23 protein-coding genes are annotated in these 17,548 nt (G+C 71.2%); 6 read left to right on the top strand and 17 right to left on the bottom strand.

Annotated elements, in window-relative coordinates:
* Positions 1 to 23: 23 nt before the first annotated feature.
* The 4 genes from C3492_RS00590 to C3492_RS00575 form a co-directional block, all read right to left on the bottom strand.
* Complete coding sequence (locus C3492_RS00590) at positions 24 to 428, bottom strand: PPOX class F420-dependent oxidoreductase (protein ID WP_103809719.1); 405 nt, start codon at positions 426 to 428, stop codon at positions 24 to 26.
* 56 nt (positions 429 to 484) lie between these two features.
* Complete coding sequence (gene ispF / locus C3492_RS00585) at positions 485 to 982, bottom strand: 2-C-methyl-D-erythritol 2,4-cyclodiphosphate synthase (RefSeq protein WP_103809718.1); 498 nt, start codon at positions 980 to 982, stop codon at positions 485 to 487.
* The gene (ispD, locus tag C3492_RS00580) at positions 972 to 1,724 is read right to left on the bottom strand and encodes a 2-C-methyl-D-erythritol 4-phosphate cytidylyltransferase (protein WP_103809717.1); all 753 of its coding nucleotides are present in this window, start codon (positions 1,722 to 1,724) and stop codon (positions 972 to 974) included. Before ispD ends, ispF begins: the two co-directional genes overlap by 11 nt.
* Positions 1,725 to 2,065: 341 nt before the next feature.
* The gene (locus tag C3492_RS00575) at positions 2,066 to 2,548 is read right to left on the bottom strand and encodes a CarD family transcriptional regulator (protein WP_003953493.1); all 483 of its coding nucleotides are present in this window, start codon (positions 2,546 to 2,548) and stop codon (positions 2,066 to 2,068) included.
* A gap of 626 nt (positions 2,549 to 3,174) precedes the next feature.
* On the opposite strand from C3492_RS00575, the gene C3492_RS00565 reads away from it, so the two are divergent.
* Entirely contained in the window at positions 3,175 to 3,858 is a 684-nt protein-coding gene (locus tag C3492_RS00565; RefSeq protein ID WP_103809716.1) for a DUF461 domain-containing protein, read from the top strand.
* A gap of 91 nt (positions 3,859 to 3,949) precedes the next feature.
* On the opposite strand, the gene C3492_RS00560 is transcribed toward C3492_RS00565, so the two are convergent.
* Together C3492_RS00560 and C3492_RS00555 are read right to left on the bottom strand one after the other, a co-directional pair.
* A complete protein-coding gene (locus C3492_RS00560; RefSeq protein ID WP_014673455.1) occupies positions 3,950 to 4,630 on the bottom strand; it encodes a response regulator transcription factor in 681 nt (226 codons plus the stop codon).
* On the bottom strand, positions 4,627 to 5,877 hold the full coding sequence (locus C3492_RS00555; protein ID WP_103809715.1) for a cell wall metabolism sensor histidine kinase WalK: 1,251 nt from the start codon (positions 5,875 to 5,877) through the stop codon (positions 4,627 to 4,629). The genes C3492_RS00560 and C3492_RS00555 overlap by 4 nt, the downstream gene beginning before the upstream one ends.
* Positions 5,878 to 6,057: 180 nt before the next feature.
* On the opposite strand from C3492_RS00555, the gene phoU reads away from it, so the two are divergent.
* The 3 genes from phoU to C3492_RS00545 all read left to right on the top strand — a co-directional run bounded on the left by phoU (position 6,058) and on the right by C3492_RS00545 (position 7,396).
* Positions 6,058 to 6,747, top strand: coding sequence for a phosphate signaling complex protein PhoU (gene phoU / locus C3492_RS00550; protein WP_103809714.1), 690 nt, complete (start codon positions 6,058 to 6,060; stop codon positions 6,745 to 6,747).
* A 114-nt stretch (positions 6,748 to 6,861) separates the two neighbouring features.
* Positions 6,862 to 7,017 (top strand): hypothetical protein, encoded by a 156-nt coding sequence (locus tag C3492_RS44420; RefSeq protein WP_165951611.1) that lies wholly within the window; start codon positions 6,862 to 6,864, stop codon positions 7,015 to 7,017.
* A gap of 130 nt (positions 7,018 to 7,147) precedes the next feature.
* Entirely contained in the window at positions 7,148 to 7,396 is a 249-nt protein-coding gene (locus tag C3492_RS00545) for an SCO4226 family nickel-binding protein (RefSeq protein WP_103809713.1), read from the top strand.
* A 69-nt stretch (positions 7,397 to 7,465) separates the two neighbouring features.
* Here the strand turns inward: C3492_RS00545 and C3492_RS00540 are convergent, their stop codons facing one another.
* Positions 7,466 to 8,341 carry a GAF and ANTAR domain-containing protein gene (locus tag C3492_RS00540; protein WP_258055414.1) on the bottom strand — a complete coding sequence of 292 codons (876 nt, stop codon included), beginning with the start codon at positions 8,339 to 8,341 and terminating at the stop codon, positions 7,466 to 7,468.
* A gap of 444 nt (positions 8,342 to 8,785) precedes the next feature.
* On the opposite strand from C3492_RS00540, the gene C3492_RS00535 reads away from it, so the two are divergent.
* A complete protein-coding gene (locus C3492_RS00535) occupies positions 8,786 to 9,169 on the top strand; it encodes a hypothetical protein (protein WP_103809712.1) in 384 nt (127 codons plus the stop codon).
* Between the two features lie 30 nt (positions 9,170 to 9,199).
* On the opposite strand, the gene C3492_RS00530 is transcribed toward C3492_RS00535, so the two are convergent.
* Positions 9,200 to 10,453, bottom strand: a complete 1,254-nt coding sequence (locus tag C3492_RS00530; protein ID WP_181140120.1) for an MFS transporter — start codon at positions 10,451 to 10,453, stop codon at positions 9,200 to 9,202.
* Between the two features lie 189 nt (positions 10,454 to 10,642).
* Here C3492_RS00530 and C3492_RS00525 point away from each other — a divergent pair, with 189 nt between their 5' ends.
* The gene (locus C3492_RS00525; protein WP_014673463.1) at positions 10,643 to 11,404 is read left to right on the top strand and encodes a phosphoglyceromutase; all 762 of its coding nucleotides are present in this window, start codon (positions 10,643 to 10,645) and stop codon (positions 11,402 to 11,404) included.
* 80 nt (positions 11,405 to 11,484) lie between these two features.
* Here the strand turns inward: C3492_RS00525 and C3492_RS00520 are convergent, their stop codons facing one another.
* From C3492_RS00520 to C3492_RS00480, 9 genes are all read right to left on the bottom strand, one after another.
* Complete coding sequence (locus C3492_RS00520; protein WP_103809710.1) at positions 11,485 to 12,729, bottom strand: tyrosine-type recombinase/integrase; 1,245 nt, start codon at positions 12,727 to 12,729, stop codon at positions 11,485 to 11,487.
* Complete coding sequence (locus C3492_RS00515; protein ID WP_103809709.1) at positions 12,729 to 12,968, bottom strand: AlpA family transcriptional regulator; 240 nt, start codon at positions 12,966 to 12,968, stop codon at positions 12,729 to 12,731. Before C3492_RS00515 ends, C3492_RS00520 begins: the two co-directional genes overlap by 1 nt.
* Positions 12,961 to 14,262 (bottom strand): replication initiator, encoded by a 1,302-nt coding sequence (locus C3492_RS00510; protein ID WP_103809708.1) that lies wholly within the window; start codon positions 14,260 to 14,262, stop codon positions 12,961 to 12,963. The genes C3492_RS00515 and C3492_RS00510 overlap by 8 nt, the downstream gene beginning before the upstream one ends.
* Positions 14,263 to 14,402: 140 nt before the next feature.
* Positions 14,403 to 14,648 carry a SpdD protein gene (locus tag C3492_RS00505; protein WP_103809707.1) on the bottom strand — a complete coding sequence of 82 codons (246 nt, stop codon included), beginning with the start codon at positions 14,646 to 14,648 and terminating at the stop codon, positions 14,403 to 14,405.
* A gap of 9 nt (positions 14,649 to 14,657) precedes the next feature.
* Positions 14,658 to 14,867: a hypothetical protein gene (locus tag C3492_RS00500; RefSeq protein WP_103809706.1), complete on the bottom strand. Its 210-nt coding sequence runs from the start codon at positions 14,865 to 14,867 to the stop codon at positions 14,658 to 14,660.
* 16 nt (positions 14,868 to 14,883) lie between these two features.
* The gene (locus C3492_RS00495) at positions 14,884 to 15,075 is read right to left on the bottom strand and encodes a mobile element transfer protein (protein WP_103809705.1); all 192 of its coding nucleotides are present in this window, start codon (positions 15,073 to 15,075) and stop codon (positions 14,884 to 14,886) included.
* 11 nt (positions 15,076 to 15,086) lie between these two features.
* Positions 15,087 to 15,707 carry a DUF2637 domain-containing protein gene (locus tag C3492_RS00490; protein WP_103809704.1) on the bottom strand — a complete coding sequence of 207 codons (621 nt, stop codon included), beginning with the start codon at positions 15,705 to 15,707 and terminating at the stop codon, positions 15,087 to 15,089.
* A 34-nt stretch (positions 15,708 to 15,741) separates the two neighbouring features.
* Complete coding sequence (locus C3492_RS00485) at positions 15,742 to 17,118, bottom strand: FtsK/SpoIIIE domain-containing protein (RefSeq protein WP_103809703.1); 1,377 nt, start codon at positions 17,116 to 17,118, stop codon at positions 15,742 to 15,744.
* Positions 17,118 to 17,474, bottom strand: a complete 357-nt coding sequence (locus tag C3492_RS00480; RefSeq protein WP_103809702.1) for a hypothetical protein — start codon at positions 17,472 to 17,474, stop codon at positions 17,118 to 17,120. Before C3492_RS00480 ends, C3492_RS00485 begins: the two co-directional genes overlap by 1 nt.
* Positions 17,475 to 17,548 lie beyond the last annotated feature (74 nt).

Genomic DNA, 17,548 nt, shown 5'->3' with positions numbered 1-17,548 from the left:
CGCCCCGCCAGGCCCCGCCGCCGTCACAAACGTCCCACGACCTTCCGCGGCCGGATCCGCACGACCACCCGCTCCGCGTCCTGGCCCGACGCGGGGTTGAAGTCCGCGTAGTCCTTGCCGGTGTACTTGCGGCTGAGTTCGTCGATGAGTTCCTGGCCGCCCTCGGTCGTGGTCTCGACGGTGCCGCGGATCTCGGCGTACTCGTAGGGCTCGTCCGGGTTCACGACGACGACCGACACCCGGGGCTCGCGCTCCAGGTTGTGGTACTTGCGGCGGTCGACCGTCGTGGAGATCAGGAGGTCGTCGCCGTCGCGCTTCACCCAGACCGGGGACATCTGCGGGCTGCCGTCGGGCTGGACGGTGCCGACGACGACGAACACCTTGCCGTCGAGCACGGACTTCAGGCGGTCGGACAGTACGGCGGACATGGGCACCCTCCGGAGTACACGATCACTGGTGGTCGTGTGGGTACCCTGCCACGCCGTCAGCTCACGCGCACCACGAGTGCCGTGGCCACCGCCATCAGCCCCTCCTCGCGGCCGGGGAAGCCGAGCCCGTCGGTCGTGGCGCCGGAGACCGACACGGGCGCGCCGGCCGCCTCCGAGAGGATCTTCTGCGCCTCGTCGCGCCGCTTGCCGATCTTCGGGCGGGGTCCGATCACCTGGACGGCGACGTTGCCGATGGTGAAGCCCGCCGCGCGCACGATCCGGGCGGCCTCGGTGAGCAGGGTGACCCCGGACGCGCCGGACCACTCGGGGCGGCCGGTGCCGAAGTGCTGGCCCAGGTCACCGAGCCCGGCGGCGGAGAAGAGGGCGTTGCAGGCCGCGTGGGCGACGACGTCGGCGTCGGAGTGGCCGGCCAGACCGGGTCCCTCGCCCTCCCACCTCAGGCCCGCGCACCACAGCTCGCGGCCCTCCTCGAAGGCGTGGATGTCGGTGCCGATGCCGACCTGGGGAAGCACGGAACCGGCCTCAGAAGCCATCGGTCAGCCTCCTGCGCGCCAGGACCGCCTCGGCGAGGATCAGGTCGAGGGGGCGGGTGACCTTGAAGGCCTCCTCGTGGCCGGGGACGGCCACGACCGGCAGCCCCAGCTGCTCCACCATGCTCGCGTCGTCGGTGACGTTCTCGGTGACGCTCTCGTGGGCCCGGACCAGGGTCGCCCGGTCGAAGCCCTGCGGGGTCTGGACGGCCCGCAGCCGGGCCCGCTCGGGGGTGGCGACGACCGGCTCCGGGTCGCCGGCCACGGCCGCGGGCGCGACCTCCTTGACCGTGTCGGCCAGTGGCAGCGCGGGCACCACGGCGGGGGCGCCGTCGCGTACGGCCTCGATGACCGCGTCCACCGTGTCGACCGGGACGAGCGGCCGGGCCGCGTCGTGGACCAGGACGATCCGGTAGTGCGGCGGCAGGGCGTCCAGGCCGATGCGGACCGACTCCTGACGGGACTGGCCGCCGGGGACGACCTGGAAGTCCGTCCTCTCCGGCAGCGCGTGCGCGTCGAGCAGCGACTTGACCTCGGCAGCGCCGTCCGGCGGGGCCACGACGACCACCAGCGAGACATGGCGGGACGCGGCGAGGGCGCGGACCGCGTGGATGAGCATGGGTGTGCCGTTCAGCGCGCGGAGCGCCTTGGGGGCGCCCGGACCGAGCCGTACGCCCCGGCCGGCGGCGGGAATCACGGCGGCGACGGGGGTCTGCGCGGGCGTGGGGCGCGATTCGTCAGACATCGGTTCCTGTCAGGTTTGTGTGCTCGACCTAGGTGGGTATGGCCTGGAGGAGTGCCGGGCGCGACGCCTTGACCGGACCCTTTCCGTGACCCTGGTCGAGCGATCCGCCCGGGCCGGCACATCGAGTACCGGCACATGGGGTACCGGGGGATCGCGTATCGACCGGGGATCGATTATCGGGGGATCGCGTGTCGGGGGGTCGGTCCACAGGCTTCCCGAGGAGCACCCGCTGCGGGGACGCAACATGCCGCAGCGCCCGGCGACAGGATCAGTGTCATCGGGCACCGCGGCATTTCAGTGTGCTGAGCGTGCCGGAAGCGAAGGTTCGCCGCCGTTGCGCGTCAGGAGGCGAGCACCTCGTCGAGCAGGGCCTCGGCCTTGTCCTCGTTCGTGTTCTCCGCGAGAGCCAGCTCGCTCACCAGGATCTGGCGGGCCTTGGCGAGCATGCGCTTCTCACCGGCGGACAGTCCACGCTCGCGCTCGCGACGCCACAGGTCACGCACGACTTCCGCGACCTTGATGACATCGCCGGAGGCGAGCTTCTCCAGGTTTGCCTTGTAGCGACGGGACCAGTTCGTGGGCTCCTCGGCGTACGGCGCGCGCAGCACCTCGAAGACCCGGTCCAGCCCGTCCTGACCGACCACATCACGCACGCCGACGAACTCCGCATTGTCCGCTGGCACACGCACCGTCAGGTCACCCTGGGCGACCTTCAGCACCAAGTAGGTCTTGTCCACGCCTTTGATCTGGCGAGTTTCGATGGCCTCGATCAGCGCGGCCCCGTGATGGGGATAGACCACGGTGTCGCCAACCTTGAACGTCATGTGACAGGTACCCCTTCCGTGGCTATCCAGGGTAACACGGATACGGCGTCTTCTGAATGGCGTTTTCGCAGGTCAGGGCATATCTCGGGGCTTGACAACAGCAACCGGAACGTGCTGCGGGGAGCCTCCGGAACCGGGTATTCGCAGGTGGGAGGGGCTCTCCGGGCGGGGTGAAACACGTACGTCACACGCCCCGGGAGGCCGTTCGAAGTGGCGGAACATCCCGGTTTGTCTGGTCTCAAGCGTGCGACTTCCGCTACTCCGTTCGGTGGCCATGGCCGGATGCGAGACGAATCCAAAATTGATCAACGGCTGCCGGAGGGGCGCTCCGTGATCAATATCGGGGAGGCTCGCGCATTCCTTCACGGAAATTTTGCGAGCGTCGTTGTGAGGGGCCGAGAGGGGGTCACGGTCGCGTTATGTGAATGACAGACCAGCGGCTCCGCAATGTGACCGCGGAGTCAGGTGCACCGCCCGGAGTACCCCCAGCCGGACGGAAGCCCGGGGTCAGGGGGAGGGTCGGGTGCGACGCCGTGGGAACGGCTCGGTAGCCTGAAGCCGCTGACAGACACTTAGGGCGGCTTTACAAGGGGAGCCGCCCGCGCGTTCAAGGAGTTGCCGCCGCCGTGAGCAGCAGCCTTCGACGCGGCGCCCTCGCCGCCTCCGCCATCGTCTTCTCGATCGCCTCGCTCGCCGCCTGCGGCGCCGGAAACAACGCCCAGACCCTGGAGATCAAGCCGGACAACGCGGCGACCAGCGTGGGCGACATCAAGATTCAGAATGCTCTGGTCATCACCCAGCCCGACCTCCAGTCGACGGGTCCCGCAGTGATCTCCGCGACCCTGTTCAACTCCGGGAGCACCGACCAGACCCTCCAGTCGATCACCCTGGACGGCAGCGGGACGTCCGCCGAGCTGAAGCCCGCCAAGGGCCAGAGCCTGACCGTTCCCGCGCACGGCTCGCTGATCCTCGGCGGCAAGGACAACGCGTCCGCGACGCTGCCCAGTGGCCGTGAGGCCGTCCAGGACGGCAACGCCCAGAAGATCACCTTCACCCTCAGCAAGACCGGCAAGGTGAGCCTGCGCGCCTTCGTCGTCCCGGCCACCAGCTACTTCGACAAGTGGGGCCCGAGCCAGGTCCCGTCCGCCCCGGCCGGCGCCGGCGGTGCCACGGCCACCCCGTCCGGCAGCGCGAGCGCGTCCGGCAGCGGCAAGCCGGAGAGCGGCCACGGGACGAGCCCGTCGGCCACCGCTTCCGGTGCGGCCGCCACCCCGCACGACTCGGCGTCGGCGTCGGCCGCCGGCCACTGACCCGTCGTACGTATGCCGAAGGGCGGCACCCGCGCGGGTGCCGCCCTTCGGCATACGTACGAGCGCTCACCGGTCCACGAGCGCTTACCGTTTACGGCTCGAACTTGTAGCCCAGACCCCGCACCGTCACCAGGTACCGCGGCGCGCCCGGGTCCGGCTCGATCTTGGCGCGCAGGCGCTTGACGTGGACGTCGAGGGTCTTGGTGTCGCCCACGTAGTCGGCGCCCCACACGCGGTCGATGAGCTGCATGCGGGTGAGCACGCGGCCCGCGTTGCGCAGCAGCATCTCCAGGAGGTCGAACTCCTTGAGCGGGAGGTCGACCTTGGAGCCGCCGACGGTGACCACGTGCCGGTCGACGTCCATGCGGACCGGCCCCGCCTCCAGCGCGGCCGGGGTGACCTCCTCCGGCTCGCCGCGCCGGCGCAGCACCGCGCGGATGCGGGCGACCAGCTCACGGGAGGAGAACGGCTTGGTGACGTAGTCGTCCGCTCCTATTTCCAGCCCGACAACCTTGTCGATCTCGCTGTCCTTGGCGGTCACCATGATCACGGGGACGTTGGAACGGCCGCGCAGCTGACGGCAGACCTCGGTGCCGGGCAGGCCCGGCAGCATCAGGTCGAGGAGGACCAGGTCGGCGCCGTTGCGCTCGAACTCGTCCAGGCCGTCAGGGCCGGTCGCCGCGACGGCGACCTCGAAGCCCTCCTTGCGGAGCATGTACGACAGGGCGTCGGAGAAGGACTCCTCGTCCTCGACGACGAGCACACGGGTCACGGAAGGACCTCCGGGGCGGGAAGCGATGCGTACGGGGGTGGATCGGTGGGTCCGGCCTCGTCGTCGAGGTCGGGGTGCTGCTGTGCGCGGTCGCGGGCCGCGCCCGCCTCCGGCAGCCTGAGAGTGAAGGTCGAGCCCTGGCCCTCGGCGCTCCAGACCGTGACCTCCCCGCCGTGCGAGGCGACCACGTGCTTGACGATGGCGAGACCCAGACCGGTGCCGCCGGTGGCCCGGGAGCGGGCCGGGTCGACGCGGTAGAAGCGCTCGAAGATGCGCTCCTTGTCCTTGTCCGAGATGCCGATGCCCTGGTCGGTCACCGCCAGCTCGATCATGTCGCCGCCGGGCGCGTTGATCCGGCGCGCGGCTATGCCGACGCGGGTGCGGGCCGGGGAGTAGTTGACCGCGTTCTCGACCAGGTTGCCCAGGGCGGCGGCGAGCTGGCCCCGGTTCCCCCAGACATGCAGGTCGGCGGTGCCCCCGGCGGCCATGGTGATCTGCTTCGTGCCCGCCTGGTGGCGGCAGCGGTCCATGGCCTCGGCGACGAGCTCGTCCACCCGGACGGGCTCGGCGTCCTCCAGCGGGTCGTCGTTCTGCACCCGGGAGAGGTCGATCAGCTCCTGCACCAGGTTGGTCAGGCGGGTCGCCTCGATCTGCATCCGGCCGGCGAAGCGCTGCACGGCCTCGGGGTCGTCGGAGGCGTCCATCACGGCCTCGGAGAGCAGGGACAGCGCGCCGACGGGCGTCTTCAGCTCATGGCTGACGTTCGCCACGAAATCGCGGCGCACCGCCTCGATCCGGCGGGCCTCCGTCAGGTCCTCGACCAGCAGCAGGACCAGGCGGGAGCCGAGCGGGGCCACGCGCGCGGAGACGGCGAGGGCCTCGCCGCGTCCGGTGCCGCGCCGGGGCAGGTCCAGCTCGACCTGTCTTATCTCCCCGTCACGTCGGGTGTCCCGGGCCATCTGGAGCATGGGCTCCACGGAGAGCTTGCCGCCCCGGACCAGCCCGAGGGCATAGGCGGCGGAACTGGCCTTGACCACGGCGTCGGCCTCGTCGAGGACGACGGCGGAGGAGCGGAGCACGGACAGTACGGTGTCCACGCCGGGCGGGAGTACGGGATCAGTGTGCAAGGAAGTCCTGGTCGGTCGCTTCTGGTCGCGTTCGCTCCAGCGGAACGCCAGCATGGCGATGACACCGGTGAGCACCCCGGCGATCGCTGCCGCTGCGGCGACCGCCGCGTTCACGTCCATGCCTCCAGGTTAGGCACGGGGTACGACATGACCACAGCCGTCACGGTGCGACCTCGAACACTCGTCGCCCAGAGTTCACCTTGCAGCCAGTATTGGTTCATTTGGGGTGGCGGAAACGGACGGGTGCGGGGCACAACGTGGGAGCGTGGGGACCAAGCACACCGATGAGAGGGAACCCTGATGCGGGACGCGTACCACGAGGAACTGGACTCGATCGGCGACGGACTGGTGGAGATGGCCCGGCTGGTCGGATCGGCGATCGGGCGCGCCACGACCGCCATCCTCGACTCCGACCTCAAGCTGGCCGAGAGCGTGATCGAGGCCGACAAGAAGGTCGACGAACTCCAGCACGACCTGGAGGCCCGGGCGATAGCCCTGCTGGCCCGGCAGCAGCCGGTGGCGACGGACCTGCGGATCGTCGTCACGTCGCTGCGGATGTCCGCCGACCTGGAGCGCTCCGGCGACCTCGCCCAGCACGTGGCGAAGCTGGCGCGGCTGCGCTTCCCGGACCGGGCCGTTCCGTACGACCTGCACGCCACCATCCTGGAGATGGGCCAGCTCGCGCAGCGCCTGATGGCCAAGGCGGCCGAAGTGCTCGTGACCAAGGACGTCGACCTCGCCCTCCAGCTGGAGCAGGACGACGACGAGATGGACCTGCTGCACCGCACGCTCTTCCAGCACCTGATCGACGAACGCTGGAAGCACGGCATCGAGACGGCCGTGGACGTCACCCTGCTGGGCCGCTACTACGAGCGGTACGCCGACCACGCCGTGGCCGTCGCCAAGCGCGTGGTCTACCTGGTGACCGGTGAGCACGCGGACGAGCTGCAGCCGGACATCCAGCCGGTGACGGGCACCGAGGGGGCGTAACCCTCCGTGCCGGGGCGGCCCGGGTCCGCGAACGCCTCCGTGCGCCGTTGATGCGCCCGGCGCGACGGGCATGAAATGGGCGAGGGCACCCTGCCCCAGGTCTAGGAGGGACCCATGGCCGAATCCCCCAGCACCACGCCCGACCCGACGCAGGAGCGCGAGAGCGGGCAGCCCGCCGAGATCAGGACCCTTCCGCTGTTCGGCGCGTGCGGCTGCGGCTCCGGCTGCGGCTGCGGCTGCCAGTCGGGCAACCCCTGCCAGTGCGGCTGACCGGCACGTCCGGGCCGGTGTGAGCGGTGTTCACACCGGCCCCCGCCGTACCGGATGCCCCTGCCTCCCCTCGGGCGCAGCATGGAAGGTGCGGGTGGGAAGGACGACCGGCGACAGGAGGTGGCGGGCCATGGCCAAGTTCATCGACGTGCACCGTGGCATGGAGGGCATCACGGCCGACCAGTTGATGGAGGCGCACCGGGCCGACCTCGCCATCGAGGCGGACGAGTCCGTGCACTTCCAGCACGCCTGGGCGGATCCGGAGTCCGGCATCGTCTACTGCCTCTCCGAGGCACCCTCGGCGGAGGCCGTCCAGCGCGTCCACGAGCGCGCCGGCCACCGGGCGGACGAGGTGCATCCGGTGCCGCTGGAGGTGTGAGAGCGACGCCGTTCCGCGTCAGCAGACGGGGGGCGTTCCGCGTCAGCGGACGGGCGGCGCCGTTGCGCGTCAGCGGACGTCACGCCCGTCCCCCCAAGGGGGCGCGGGGCCCCCGCCGTACGGACGGGCCGGGTCACCGCCGTCCGTCTCCGGCCGGAAGCTCAGCCGGCGGGTCAGGACCTCCCGGGCCACCTGGCTGACCGTGCGTCCGTCGGCGTACGCGCGGGCCCGCAGCCGGTCCAGGGCCTGCTCGGGGTCCACGTCCAACTGCACCATCACCATGCCGACCGCCTGGTAGACCTCGGTGTGGCCGGCCTCGGAGGCCGCCACCCAGGACGCCACCTCACCCTCGGTGTCCTCATCAATGCACCCGCCCGGGGTGCCGTGGCGGGCGGCCTGGAGGTTCATCAGCGCCAGGGTGACCGCGTCCCGCACCCACAGCGCGACCCGCAGATCGGGTTCGGCCAGCCCGCCGGCCTGTTCGCTGTACAGGTCGAGGGTGCCGATGGCGGCGCCGCTGACGCCGAGCGGCAGCGAGAACACCGCGCGGACGCCGAGACCCACCGCCTCGTGCGCGAAGATCGGCCAGCGGCGGACGTCGGGACCCTGGGTGAGGTCGCACGCGAGGACGGGGAAGCCGCGGTCGAGGGCGGCCTGGCAGGGGCCGTCGCCCACCGTGTACTGCAACTCCGCCAGCCGGGCCGCGACCCGGTCACTGGCGCACCAGGTCATGCGGACGCCCTTGCCGCCGGAGATCGACACCGACGAACCGGTGACCGGCAGCAGCCGCACACACGCCGCACACAGCGCGCCGGGCACCTCCCGGGGCTCGTCGGCACCCCGCGCGGCGGCGGCCAGCGCCTCACGGACCCGCATCCGCACCTCGGCGTCGGGCGCCCCGCCGCCACCCGCGGACGACCCGGACTTCTCGGGCGGCATGGTCATCACTCCCGCCACGGCACGCTCTGCGCCGGCATGATCCACCGGCATCCGCCTGCCGAGTTCCCAGAAAGGGGAAGGTAACTGCGCGTTTCCGCCGACGTGAGCACCGGACGCGGGCAGCCACTCTGCTGGGCCCCGAGCCGATGAGTCCCCCACGTCGGTGCACCTGCCCTCCGGGCCTCCGCGTCGCGAACCCCGCACACCGACGGCGCCCCCTCCCGGACCCCCGCGCCACGAGCCCCGCACGCCCACGGCACCCCCTCCCGGGCCCCCGCGCCGACCAGTCCTGCACACCGACCCCGGGGCACGTCGGCAAGCCTCGCACGCCGGCGCACCTCCCCTCCGGGCCCACGCGCCGCGAACCCCGCACGCCGGCGGCACCCCCCTCCCAAGCCCCCAGCGGCACCCTCCTCCCGAGCCCCGCGCCGGTCCTGGGATCGTGGGGTCATGCTGCTGGATCCCGAGAAGACCCTGTTCGTCCGTGGGGCCACGCCCGTGCTGCTGCTGGCCGAGGCGCCTGTCCACGAGGCGCTGCCCGTGCTGAGCGCGCCCGACGGGGCGGTGCCGGTGTGCGAGGGGTGGAGCATCGCGCCCCGGCTCACCCTGTGTGTCGTGGACGGACCCGGCGATCACGGCCTGGTCGTGCCGGCCCTCGCCGCCCCGGTGATCGGCGCGCAGGGAGCCCCCGGTGACATGGGCGACTGGTGCGGGGACGCCGAGGCGGCGGGCGGAGCGGTCGTGCTGTCCGTGGACCGGCTGCCCGAGACCCTCGACTGGTCCGCCCTGCTCTCCTCGGGCACGGCCCGCGGCGGTTTCCTGCCCGCCCTGTGAGGCGCGCGTAGCGGCGCGAGCGGCGCCTGACTAGGCCGTACGGACCTCGGCCCCGGCGTCCGTCCGCGCCCTGGCCGGCGCCGGCTGCTCCGGGGGCAGGCGGCGCATCAGGACGCCGTAGCCGAGCCCGGCCGCCGTACCCACCACCGCGCACGTCCCCCACAGCCACCCGGCGCCGAGGTGGTCGATGACCATGCCCGACATCAGGGGCGCGATCAGGGCGGCGACGGACCAGGAGAGGGTGTACATGCCCTGGTAGCGCCCGCGGCCGTGGAGCGGGGAGAGGCGGACGACGAGACCCGTCTGGGTCGGGGCGTTGACGATCTCGGCCAGCGTCCACACGCACACCGTGATCATGAAGACGCCGACCGAGCCGGCGAACGCGGTGAGCCCGAAGCCGTATCCCGCGAGGAGCGAGGAAGCGACCAGGAGGGTGCGCGGGTCGCGGTGCTCGATGAACCGGGTGACGGGGATCTGGAGGACGACGATCAGGATGCCGTTGACGGCGATGGCGAGGCCGTAGTCGGCCGGGGAGAACCCGGCCCGCCCCATGGCCACCGGCAGTCCGACCGAGCCCTGCTGGAAGACCAGGGCGACGAGGAAGGACAGCCCTACGACGGCCATGTACCGCCCGTCCCGCAGCACCGTGCCCAGGCTGACGCTGTCCGCCGCCTGCCTGGCCGTGACCGCCGGCCGCGATTCCGGCACCTTGGCGAAGACGACGACCGCGCAGGCCAGGGTCATCCCCGCCTCGATCAGGAACCCGGCGAGATAGCTGAACTCCGCGATGAACCCGGCGGCCATGGAGGAGACGGCGAAGCCCAGGTTGATCGCCCAGTAGTTGAGGGAGAAGGCCCGCACCCGGTCCTCGGGGCGGACGATGTCGGCCATCATCGCCTGCACGGCCGGCCGGGAGGCGTTGGAGGCCATGCCGACGAGGAAGGCGACGGCGGCGATGGCGACCGGGTCGGTCATGAAGCCGAGCAGGGCGACCGAGCCGGCGGTGGCGGTCTGCGCGATGAGCAGCGTGGGCCGCCGGCCGAGCCGGTCGGCCATCACCCCGCCGCCCAGCGAGGAGACGACCCCGCCGAGCCCGTGCAGGGAGGCGACCAGACCGGCGTACGAGGCGGAGTAGCCCCGGTCGAGCGTGAGGTAGAGGGCCATGAACGTGGCCACGAAGGCACCCAGCCGATTGACGAGGGTGCTGGTCCACAGCCACCAGAACTCTCTGGGAAGCCCGGAGACGGATTCGTGGACGGCACGTCTCACACGGGCTGGTGACATCGAGGATCCCCCACGTCTGTAAGCGGCTCAAGCGGTGAGCACACGTTACGAGCGGGGGCCTCGGAGACGCCAATCAATTAGCAGGTCGCGTCAATCGGGCCACGGCCGGGCCGCGCCTCGGCCACCCGGCGTGCCACTCCCCCACCATGCCCGGCACGGCCCCCATTCCCCTTAGGTAGGCTCAAGGCCATGGCCGACGCACCGTACAAGCTGATCCTCCTCCGCCACGGCGAGAGCGAGTGGAACGCGAAGAACCTGTTCACCGGCTGGGTGGACGTGAACCTGAACGAGAAGGGCGAGAAGGAGGCAGTCCGCGGTGGCGAGCTCCTGAAGGACGCCGATCTCCTCCCCGACGTGGTCCACACGTCCCTCCAGAAGCGCGCGATCCGCACGGCCCAGCTGGCGCTGGAGGCCGCGGACCGCCACTGGATCCCGGTCCACCGCTCCTGGCGCCTGAACGAGCGCCACTACGGCGCCCTCCAGGGCAAGGACAAGGCGGCGACGCTGGCCGAGTTCGGCGAGGAGCAGTTCATGCTCTGGCGCCGCTCGTACGACACCCCGCCCCCGCCGCTGTCGGACGACTCGGAGTTCTCCCAGGCCCACGACGCGCGCTACGCCACCATCCCGCCGGAGTTGCGCCCGCGCACGGAGTGCCTGAAGGACGTCGTCTTCCGGATGCTCCCGTACTGGTACGACGCGATCGTCCCCGACCTGCTGACCGGCCGCACGGTCCTGATCGCCGCCCACGGCAACAGCCTGCGTGCCCTGGTCAAGCACCTGGACGGCATCTCCGACGCGGACATCGCGGGCCTGAACATCCCGACGGGCATCCCCCTCTACTACGAGCTGGACGCCGACTTCAAGCCGGTCACCCCCGGCGGCAAGTACCTCGACCCGGAGGCGGCGGCGGCCGCGATCGAGGCGGTCAAGAACCAGGGCAAGAAGAAGTAACCGCTGACGAGTAAGCCCCCTGCCTGCGGTTTCTCCGCTGGGAGGGGGCTTTTCGCTGCCGCTGGGCCGTCTCTGGGCCGTCAGGTGCTGGAGGAGGACGACCGGGCCGTGTCGAAGACGGCGGCGACCGCCTTGCGGGTGCGCTCCTGGCTCGACGGCATGAGATGCGCGTACACGCGGAGGGTCAGGCCCGGGTCCGAGTGGCCGAGGTACTCGGCGAGGGCCTTGATGTTCTCGCCCGCGTCCAGGAGCACCGAGGCGTAGAAGTGGCGGAGGGCATGCATGCCGTTCTCGCGGGACTCGGCGTACGACCCTCCCGGCTTCCGCTCGGGGATCACGCCAGCCAAGGCAAGGGCACGCTTCCACACCTCCTCGTTGAGCGACGTACGCCAGACGTGCCCGCCGCGCGGCCCGGTGAAGATCAGCCGCTTGGTCACCGGAGGACCGTCCGCCACCTTCCACGGCAAGGTGATCTCTACCGGTGGGAATCGCTTCATGTGAGCGCGAAGAGCGTCAGCGACTGGACCGGGGAGCGGTACGTCCCGAAGCTTGCCGCCCTTCGGCGGGGCGAAGACCGGCTTGCTGCGGCTCAGCTTGAGCTGCTGGACCACGTGGAGGGTGTCCGACTCGAAGTCGATCGCGTCGACGGCCACGCCCAGGATCTCGCCCTGTCGAAGGCCGCAGCCGCCGCCCAGGTCGACCATGGCTTGGTAGCGCTCGGGCATGCCGGCTCGGACGGCGAAGACCCGTTCCGGCGTCCAGGGCACCACGCGCTTGTTGTCCACAGTCGGTGGACGGACTGAGCGGGCGGCACACGGGTTCCGGGGAAGGTGCCCGTCGTCCACGGCCGCGCTGAGTGCGGCGCGCACGTTGGAGTAGATCGTCCGGGCATACGAGCCGCGGACACCGTTCTCCTGAAGCTGCCGCACCCAGTCGCGGATGTGAGCGGGCTGGAAGGAGCCGAGAGGGCGGGACCCCAGGTAGGGATAGGCGTGCAACCGGAGCTGCGACTCCATCGAGGCCTGAGTGTTCGGGTCCGGCGCGTGGGTCACCCACTTCTCGGCGTACTGCTGGAAGGTGATCCGAGCCGCGCGGGGGTCGATGTACTGCCCCCGCGCCATGTCTGCCTCAGTCTGCGAGAGCCACTGTTCAGCAAGCCGCTTCTGACGGTCGGGGAAGCTCTTGGACTTCTCGGTGCCGTCCGGGCCGACGTAGCGGGCGCGGTAGCGCATGCCCGTGCCATAGCGCTCGGTCTTGACCTTGCGAGTCTTGCCGTCCGGTCCCTTCTCTTCCTTGTACCAGCGGTCTTGGATGTGTCCGGCCATCAGGCAGCGGCCTCCTTGATCTGGGACTCCACCCAGGCGCGTACGTCGTCCGGATCGAACCGCAGGTGCCGGCCGACCCGAAAGCCCCGAGGACCGGTGCGCTTACGGCGCCACTGGTAGACCGTCTCGACACTGGGCAGCTCGAACATCTCCACCAGGTCTTCAGGAGTCAGGAACCGCCTGGGCAGGGTGCGCGGTGCGGCGGCTACATCGGCCGATGCGCGGCGTCGATCAGCCATGCGTGGGCTCTCCTTCCGTTCCGGGGGCGGGTTCGAGGGATGCGGCAAGCCAGGCTTCGGCGTCGGATAGGCCGGTGCCGGCGAAGACCCAGTGGGCGAGGACGTACGTCGTCTCGGGCTCCGGGCCGTTGGCTGCTGCGGCTTGTACTCGGCGCCATTCGGCGCGTGCGTCGCGGAGGGCGCCGAGGGTGGTGGAGTAGCGGCGGGACTTGGTGGAGAAGTGGCCGCGGAAGCCGAGCATGTGGGCCCAGGCCCGCAGGCGGAGGTGTTCCAGGTCCTTGCGTGCGCCGAGGGTCCAGGCGGTTCGGATGAGGCGGCGGGCGTGGTCGCTGATGTCGAGCTGGGCGAGTTCGGCGGCGAACTTCAGCGGGCGGTCGAGGGCACCCGTCGCGGTCTCCGCGCCCTTGGTGGCGTACTTGGCGATGTACGCCGCTACGGCCCGCTCGGTCAGTTCCTGGCCGTCGTTGAAGTCGGCGGAGCGGATGGTACGGACGTCGAGCTGGCGGCCGAAGGCGAAGGTGTGAGCACGGCCGTCGATGACCAGGCCGTCGACGCGGACCTTGGCGGCAGCGGCCTCGATGGCGTCGGTGAGGAGTTCGGCCGTTGCCCAGGCCGGAGGCGGGGTGTCTCCTCCGCCGGGGCCGTCGAGGCGGATGACCGCGTGGAAGTGGACGGCTCCGCGCTTTTGGTACTCGGCGACCTTGGCGAAGGACACGCGAGCGTGCTCGCGGAATCGCCGCTGTGACAGGCCCGCTCGCTTGGCCACCTCCCGGCGCAGGTAGACGGAGAAGCGCCGCCAGAGCTGCCCGGCGTGAGCGTTCCAGAGGACGGCCGCCTCGTAGTCGTAGGTGTCCGGGTCGAGCGGGGTACCAAGGGCGTCGTCGTCCTGGACGTGGTGGGTGCCGCAGCGGCAGGAGCGGCCGTCGGTGCGGCGGTTGTGGACCGGGCCGAAGCCGGGGGCGGTGAAGGTGGCGAAGACGCGGGGGTGGGCGGCGACGTGTTCCGGGGTGCCCTTGCCGCCGCGCAGCCCGGCGGTGATGAGGTGGAAGGTGTCGCGGCGGTAGACCTCGGCGCAGGCCGGGCAGCGAGTGGTGCGGCGGTTGTTGCAGCGGACGAGGAGTTGGCCGGCCGGGAGGGCGGTCGAGTCGAGGTGGTGGACGACGCGGCCGATCTCACCGGTGGTGGTGTCGATGTCGTACTCGGTGCGGTGGCCGTCGAGGCGGATCGGGTTGGTGCAACCGCCGAGCCCGGAGAGCTGCCGGAGGATACCGGGCAGGGTGCCGCCTTCGGCCAGCCTTGCGAGTTCCGGGAGCGGGGGCGGGGTGGTGCGGGTGAAGATGGCGGTCTCCTTCTGACTGGATCGGTCAGGAGTGATGGCCCGGGGCGGCCGGATGCTTGGCCGTGTCGTGGCCGCCCCGGGTGCGGTTCGGCTTGTCAGCGCCGGTACTGGTCGCGGAGCAGGGAGCGCACGACGACAGCGGCGACGGCCACGGATATGGCCGTGACGGCGACGGCGGCCAGAAGCGCGGTGAGGACCACGCCGGCGACGAGCACCGTCGCGACCGTCTTCTGATCCACGGGGAGCGACGGGAGGCCGCGTCGGGCGGGAGCCGGGTCGGTCGGCGCGTGGGTGTGGACGGGCGGCGGGGTGGGGCTGTCCGGGTACTTGGGCAGGAACACGGCAGGCCTCTACTTATCTACTCGTCTAGGCATGTGAGCCGTTACGACGCTCACGCCGGAGCGCGTGCCGGACTCGATGGCGGGAGCCAGGAAGGTGTGCGAGAGCCAGAAGCCGAACAGGGCGATCAGGACGACGATCCAGGTGCGGACGCCGAGGAACTTGATCGCTCCCCAGGCGAAGAAGCCGAGGACGACGACGAGCGGCAGGCTGACGGTCACGGTTGTCCGGGTCCTTTCAGCGGACGGGGCAGCGGTGGGTGCGGGCGGCCAGTTCGGCGGCGGCGCGGCTGTCGTAGTCGGCGGAGAAGCCGCAGCGCGGGGCGGTGCAGGCCGCGGTGTGCTTCTCACGGCCCCGGCTGTCGTAAGCGGTGCCGACCTGAACGGGGCCGATGCGGGTGACGTTGCGGAAGCTGCGGTTGGCGGACACGGGGTCTCCTCTCAGAGGTGGGCGGCGATGGCTTCGGCCATCGGGGCCGGGACGCCGAGGCGGGCGCGGAGGGTGGGGGTGTCGATCGGGACGCCAGTACGGGCTTGGTGCTCGGCGGCGACCTTGCGGGCGTGGTGGACCAGGGCGGACGGGACGGGTACGGGCGAGGGTTGCGGTGGTGCCTCGATGGCCGGTTGGGCAGGTGGCTCGGGCGCGGTTTCGGGCTCGTCCTCCTGGTCCTCGATGACCTCGGGCTCGGAGTCCGTCTTGGGCGCGGTGTGAGCGAGGAGGGTTCCGCCGAGGAAGGCGATTGCGGGCCAGCCCGCGACGAGGATGCGCAGCCAGGCCGGGACGTTGCCGAGGTCGAGGAGGCCGGCGGTGGCGACGTTGGCACCGAGGGAGGCGGCGAGTGCGATGACGAACCAGCACCAGGCCGCCGCTTTGCCGTGCCCGGAGCGCAGTCGACGCCAGGCGGCGACCAGCAGCAGGTCGACGGAGACGGGGTAGGCCCACGCCTTCCATCCGTCCTGTCCGGCCGCCACGGCGACGTCATGCAGGTGGGCGAAGGACAGTGCGGCGGCGATGAGCGCCTGGACGAGCACCGCGTCGACGCGGGCCAGGTGGGCACGCATGATGCGGCTCCTTCCGGAGTCGGGCAGGGGAAGGTCAGTCGGTGACCGGGTGCGGCAGGACGACCGGCGGCGTGCTCTCGACCGGATGCTCGGGCACGTCGGGCCGGAAGGGCTTCAGGGCGGGGAGGTCGGGGACCAGGGGGGCCGACTCGCGGCAGGTCTTGGCAGCGTCGCCGAGGGAGAGGTACGGCGTGCGGATGCGGGACCAGCCGCCGGAGGTGTCGCCCGCCACGGCCAGACCGGGCCGTTCCGGGGCGATGGAGCAGGCGGCGGAGACCGCTTCGGGGGCGATGTCGCCCAGGGCCATCTTGGCGGAGGCTTCGTCGTTGACGCGGTGGCAAACGCGGCCGGTGAGCTGGGCGCGGAGCATGGTGGCGCCCTTGCCAAGTTCGGCGCCGAAGCGCTGTCCGCACACTTCCAGGTAGATGCCGGCGGCGCGGCCGAGCTGGGCGAGGCGGATGAGCTGGGTGACCATCTCGTCGCGCCGTTCCTCGTCCTTCTTTGTGGCGACCATGAAGAGTTCGGCCACCTCGTCCACGAACAGCACCACCGGCACCGGGCGTTCGTGCTCGGGCAGGCCCCAGATGTCGGAGGTGATTTCCTCGTCCGGGGTGCCGGGGGCAATGCCCTGTCGGGCCTTGATCAGGTCGTACCGGTCCTCCATTTCCTTGACCAGCACCGGCAGCAGTTCAGCCGCCTGTTCCGGGTCGGTCGCGAGTGCGGAGAGCCGGGGCGCGAAGGGAGCCAGCTCGACACCCCGTTTGCAGTCGATGCCGACGAGGGCGACCGGCTGAGGAGCGAGTCCGGCGATGAGGTGCCGCAGGTACATGGACTTGCCGGACAGCGTGGCACCGAGGGTGAGTTGGTGGGGGATGGTGCGGTAGTCGCGGACGAACGGTGTGGCGTCCTCTCGCAGTGCGACCGGCACCTTCAGGAAGCCGCCCGCGATCTTTCGCGGCATACGCACCCGCCGTAAGACGTCGTAACCCACGAGCCGCAGCTCGACGACACCCGGCTTGACGGTGGTGACGTACACGGCGTGAACGCCCCACGCGTGCCGTAGCCGTTCGGCCGAGGCGGCGACGTCGGCGGGTTCCTGGCCCGGCGCCAGGCGGAGGCGTATCCGCAGCCCGGTCGTGGTGGGCCGGATGAGGCCCCGACGCGGCGGCACGGGCCGTACCTCGCGCTGCGTCATGGCCTTCACGGCGAGCACCCGCAGCCGGGAGGGCGCCACCGTCAGGCCACACGCCTCCATGACCGAGCCGTACGAGCTGAGCAACCGGAACGTGGACACCGGCAGACCGACCGTGGACCAGTACGCCGCCGGGTGCTTGGCCCGGGCGTAGGCGGCCCCGCCGCCGAGTGCGGCGACAGGACCACCCACCTCCAGAAGCGTCGTCAGGTCGGACATCAGGCGGCGGCCCCGGTCGCGGCCGGGAAGGCGGCCGGAGTGACGGCGGCAGCGCGGTAGGCGATGCCGTGGCGCTGCTGGCCGTTGAAGACGGACTCCCACGGCCGGGCGACGAGGCCCGGCAGCGAGACCGGCGACCCGAGGGCCAGCCCCTCGGAGATGCCGCCTTCCGGAACGGTGACCTTGATCAGCGACGACTCGCCGTCCTCGATGTAGACGACGCCAATGGTCATCAGCGCCTCACCGCTGTTGGCGTCCTTGGCGATCTCGCCGGTCTGCCGGTCGCGGACCTTCGGCTCGGGGGCCTCGGTGAGGAGGATCGTCGCTCCGGAGGTCTCCACGCGGATGGTGCGCAAGGCACACTCCTATCTACTCGTCTATACAAGATGGGTGCTGCGAGTCCCTTGTTCGGATCGCGCACTCACCTTGC

The organism is Streptomyces sp. Ru62 (assembly GCF_002920615.1).
GTDB lineage: Bacteria > Actinomycetota > Actinomycetes > Streptomycetales > Streptomycetaceae > Streptomyces.
The sequence above is the reverse complement of the archived record's forward strand: the minus strand, read 5'-3'. Positions and strand labels throughout refer to the sequence as shown.

Excerpts from the sequence above, each read along its gene's own strand:
- C3492_RS00590 (WP_103809719.1), bottom strand. The coding sequence starts at position 428 with ATGTCCGCCGTACTGTCCGACCGCCTGAAGTCCGTGCTCGACGGCAAG.
- ispF (WP_103809718.1), bottom strand. The coding sequence starts at position 982 with ATGGCTTCTGAGGCCGGTTCCGTGCTTCCCCAGGTCGGCATCGGCACC.
- ispD (WP_103809717.1), bottom strand. The coding sequence starts at position 1,724 with ATGTCTGACGAATCGCGCCCCACGCCCGCGCAGACCCCCGTCGCCGCC.
- C3492_RS00575 (WP_003953493.1), bottom strand. The coding sequence starts at position 2,548 with ATGACGTTCAAGGTTGGCGACACCGTGGTCTATCCCCATCACGGGGCC.
- C3492_RS00555 (WP_103809715.1), bottom strand. The coding sequence starts at position 5,877 with ATGGACGTGAACGCGGCGGTCGCCGCAGCGGCAGCGATCGCCGGGGTG.
- phoU (WP_103809714.1), top strand. The coding sequence starts at position 6,058 with ATGCGGGACGCGTACCACGAGGAACTGGACTCGATCGGCGACGGACTG.
- C3492_RS44420 (WP_165951611.1), top strand. The coding sequence starts at position 6,862 with ATGGCCGAATCCCCCAGCACCACGCCCGACCCGACGCAGGAGCGCGAG.
- C3492_RS00545 (WP_103809713.1), top strand. The coding sequence starts at position 7,148 with ATGGCCAAGTTCATCGACGTGCACCGTGGCATGGAGGGCATCACGGCC.
- C3492_RS00540 (WP_258055414.1), bottom strand. The coding sequence starts at position 8,341 with ATGACCATGCCGCCCGAGAAGTCCGGGTCGTCCGCGGGTGGCGGCGGG.
- C3492_RS00535 (WP_103809712.1), top strand. The coding sequence starts at position 8,786 with ATGCTGCTGGATCCCGAGAAGACCCTGTTCGTCCGTGGGGCCACGCCC.
- C3492_RS00530 (WP_181140120.1), bottom strand. The coding sequence starts at position 10,453 with ATGTCACCAGCCCGTGTGAGACGTGCCGTCCACGAATCCGTCTCCGGG.
- C3492_RS00525 (WP_014673463.1), top strand. The coding sequence starts at position 10,643 with ATGGCCGACGCACCGTACAAGCTGATCCTCCTCCGCCACGGCGAGAGC.
- C3492_RS00520 (WP_103809710.1), bottom strand. The coding sequence starts at position 12,729 with ATGGCCGGACACATCCAAGACCGCTGGTACAAGGAAGAGAAGGGACCG.
- C3492_RS00515 (WP_103809709.1), bottom strand. The coding sequence starts at position 12,968 with ATGGCTGATCGACGCCGCGCATCGGCCGATGTAGCCGCCGCACCGCGC.
- C3492_RS00490 (WP_103809704.1), bottom strand. The coding sequence starts at position 15,707 with ATGCGTGCCCACCTGGCCCGCGTCGACGCGGTGCTCGTCCAGGCGCTC.
- C3492_RS00485 (WP_103809703.1), bottom strand. The coding sequence starts at position 17,118 with ATGTCCGACCTGACGACGCTTCTGGAGGTGGGTGGTCCTGTCGCCGCA.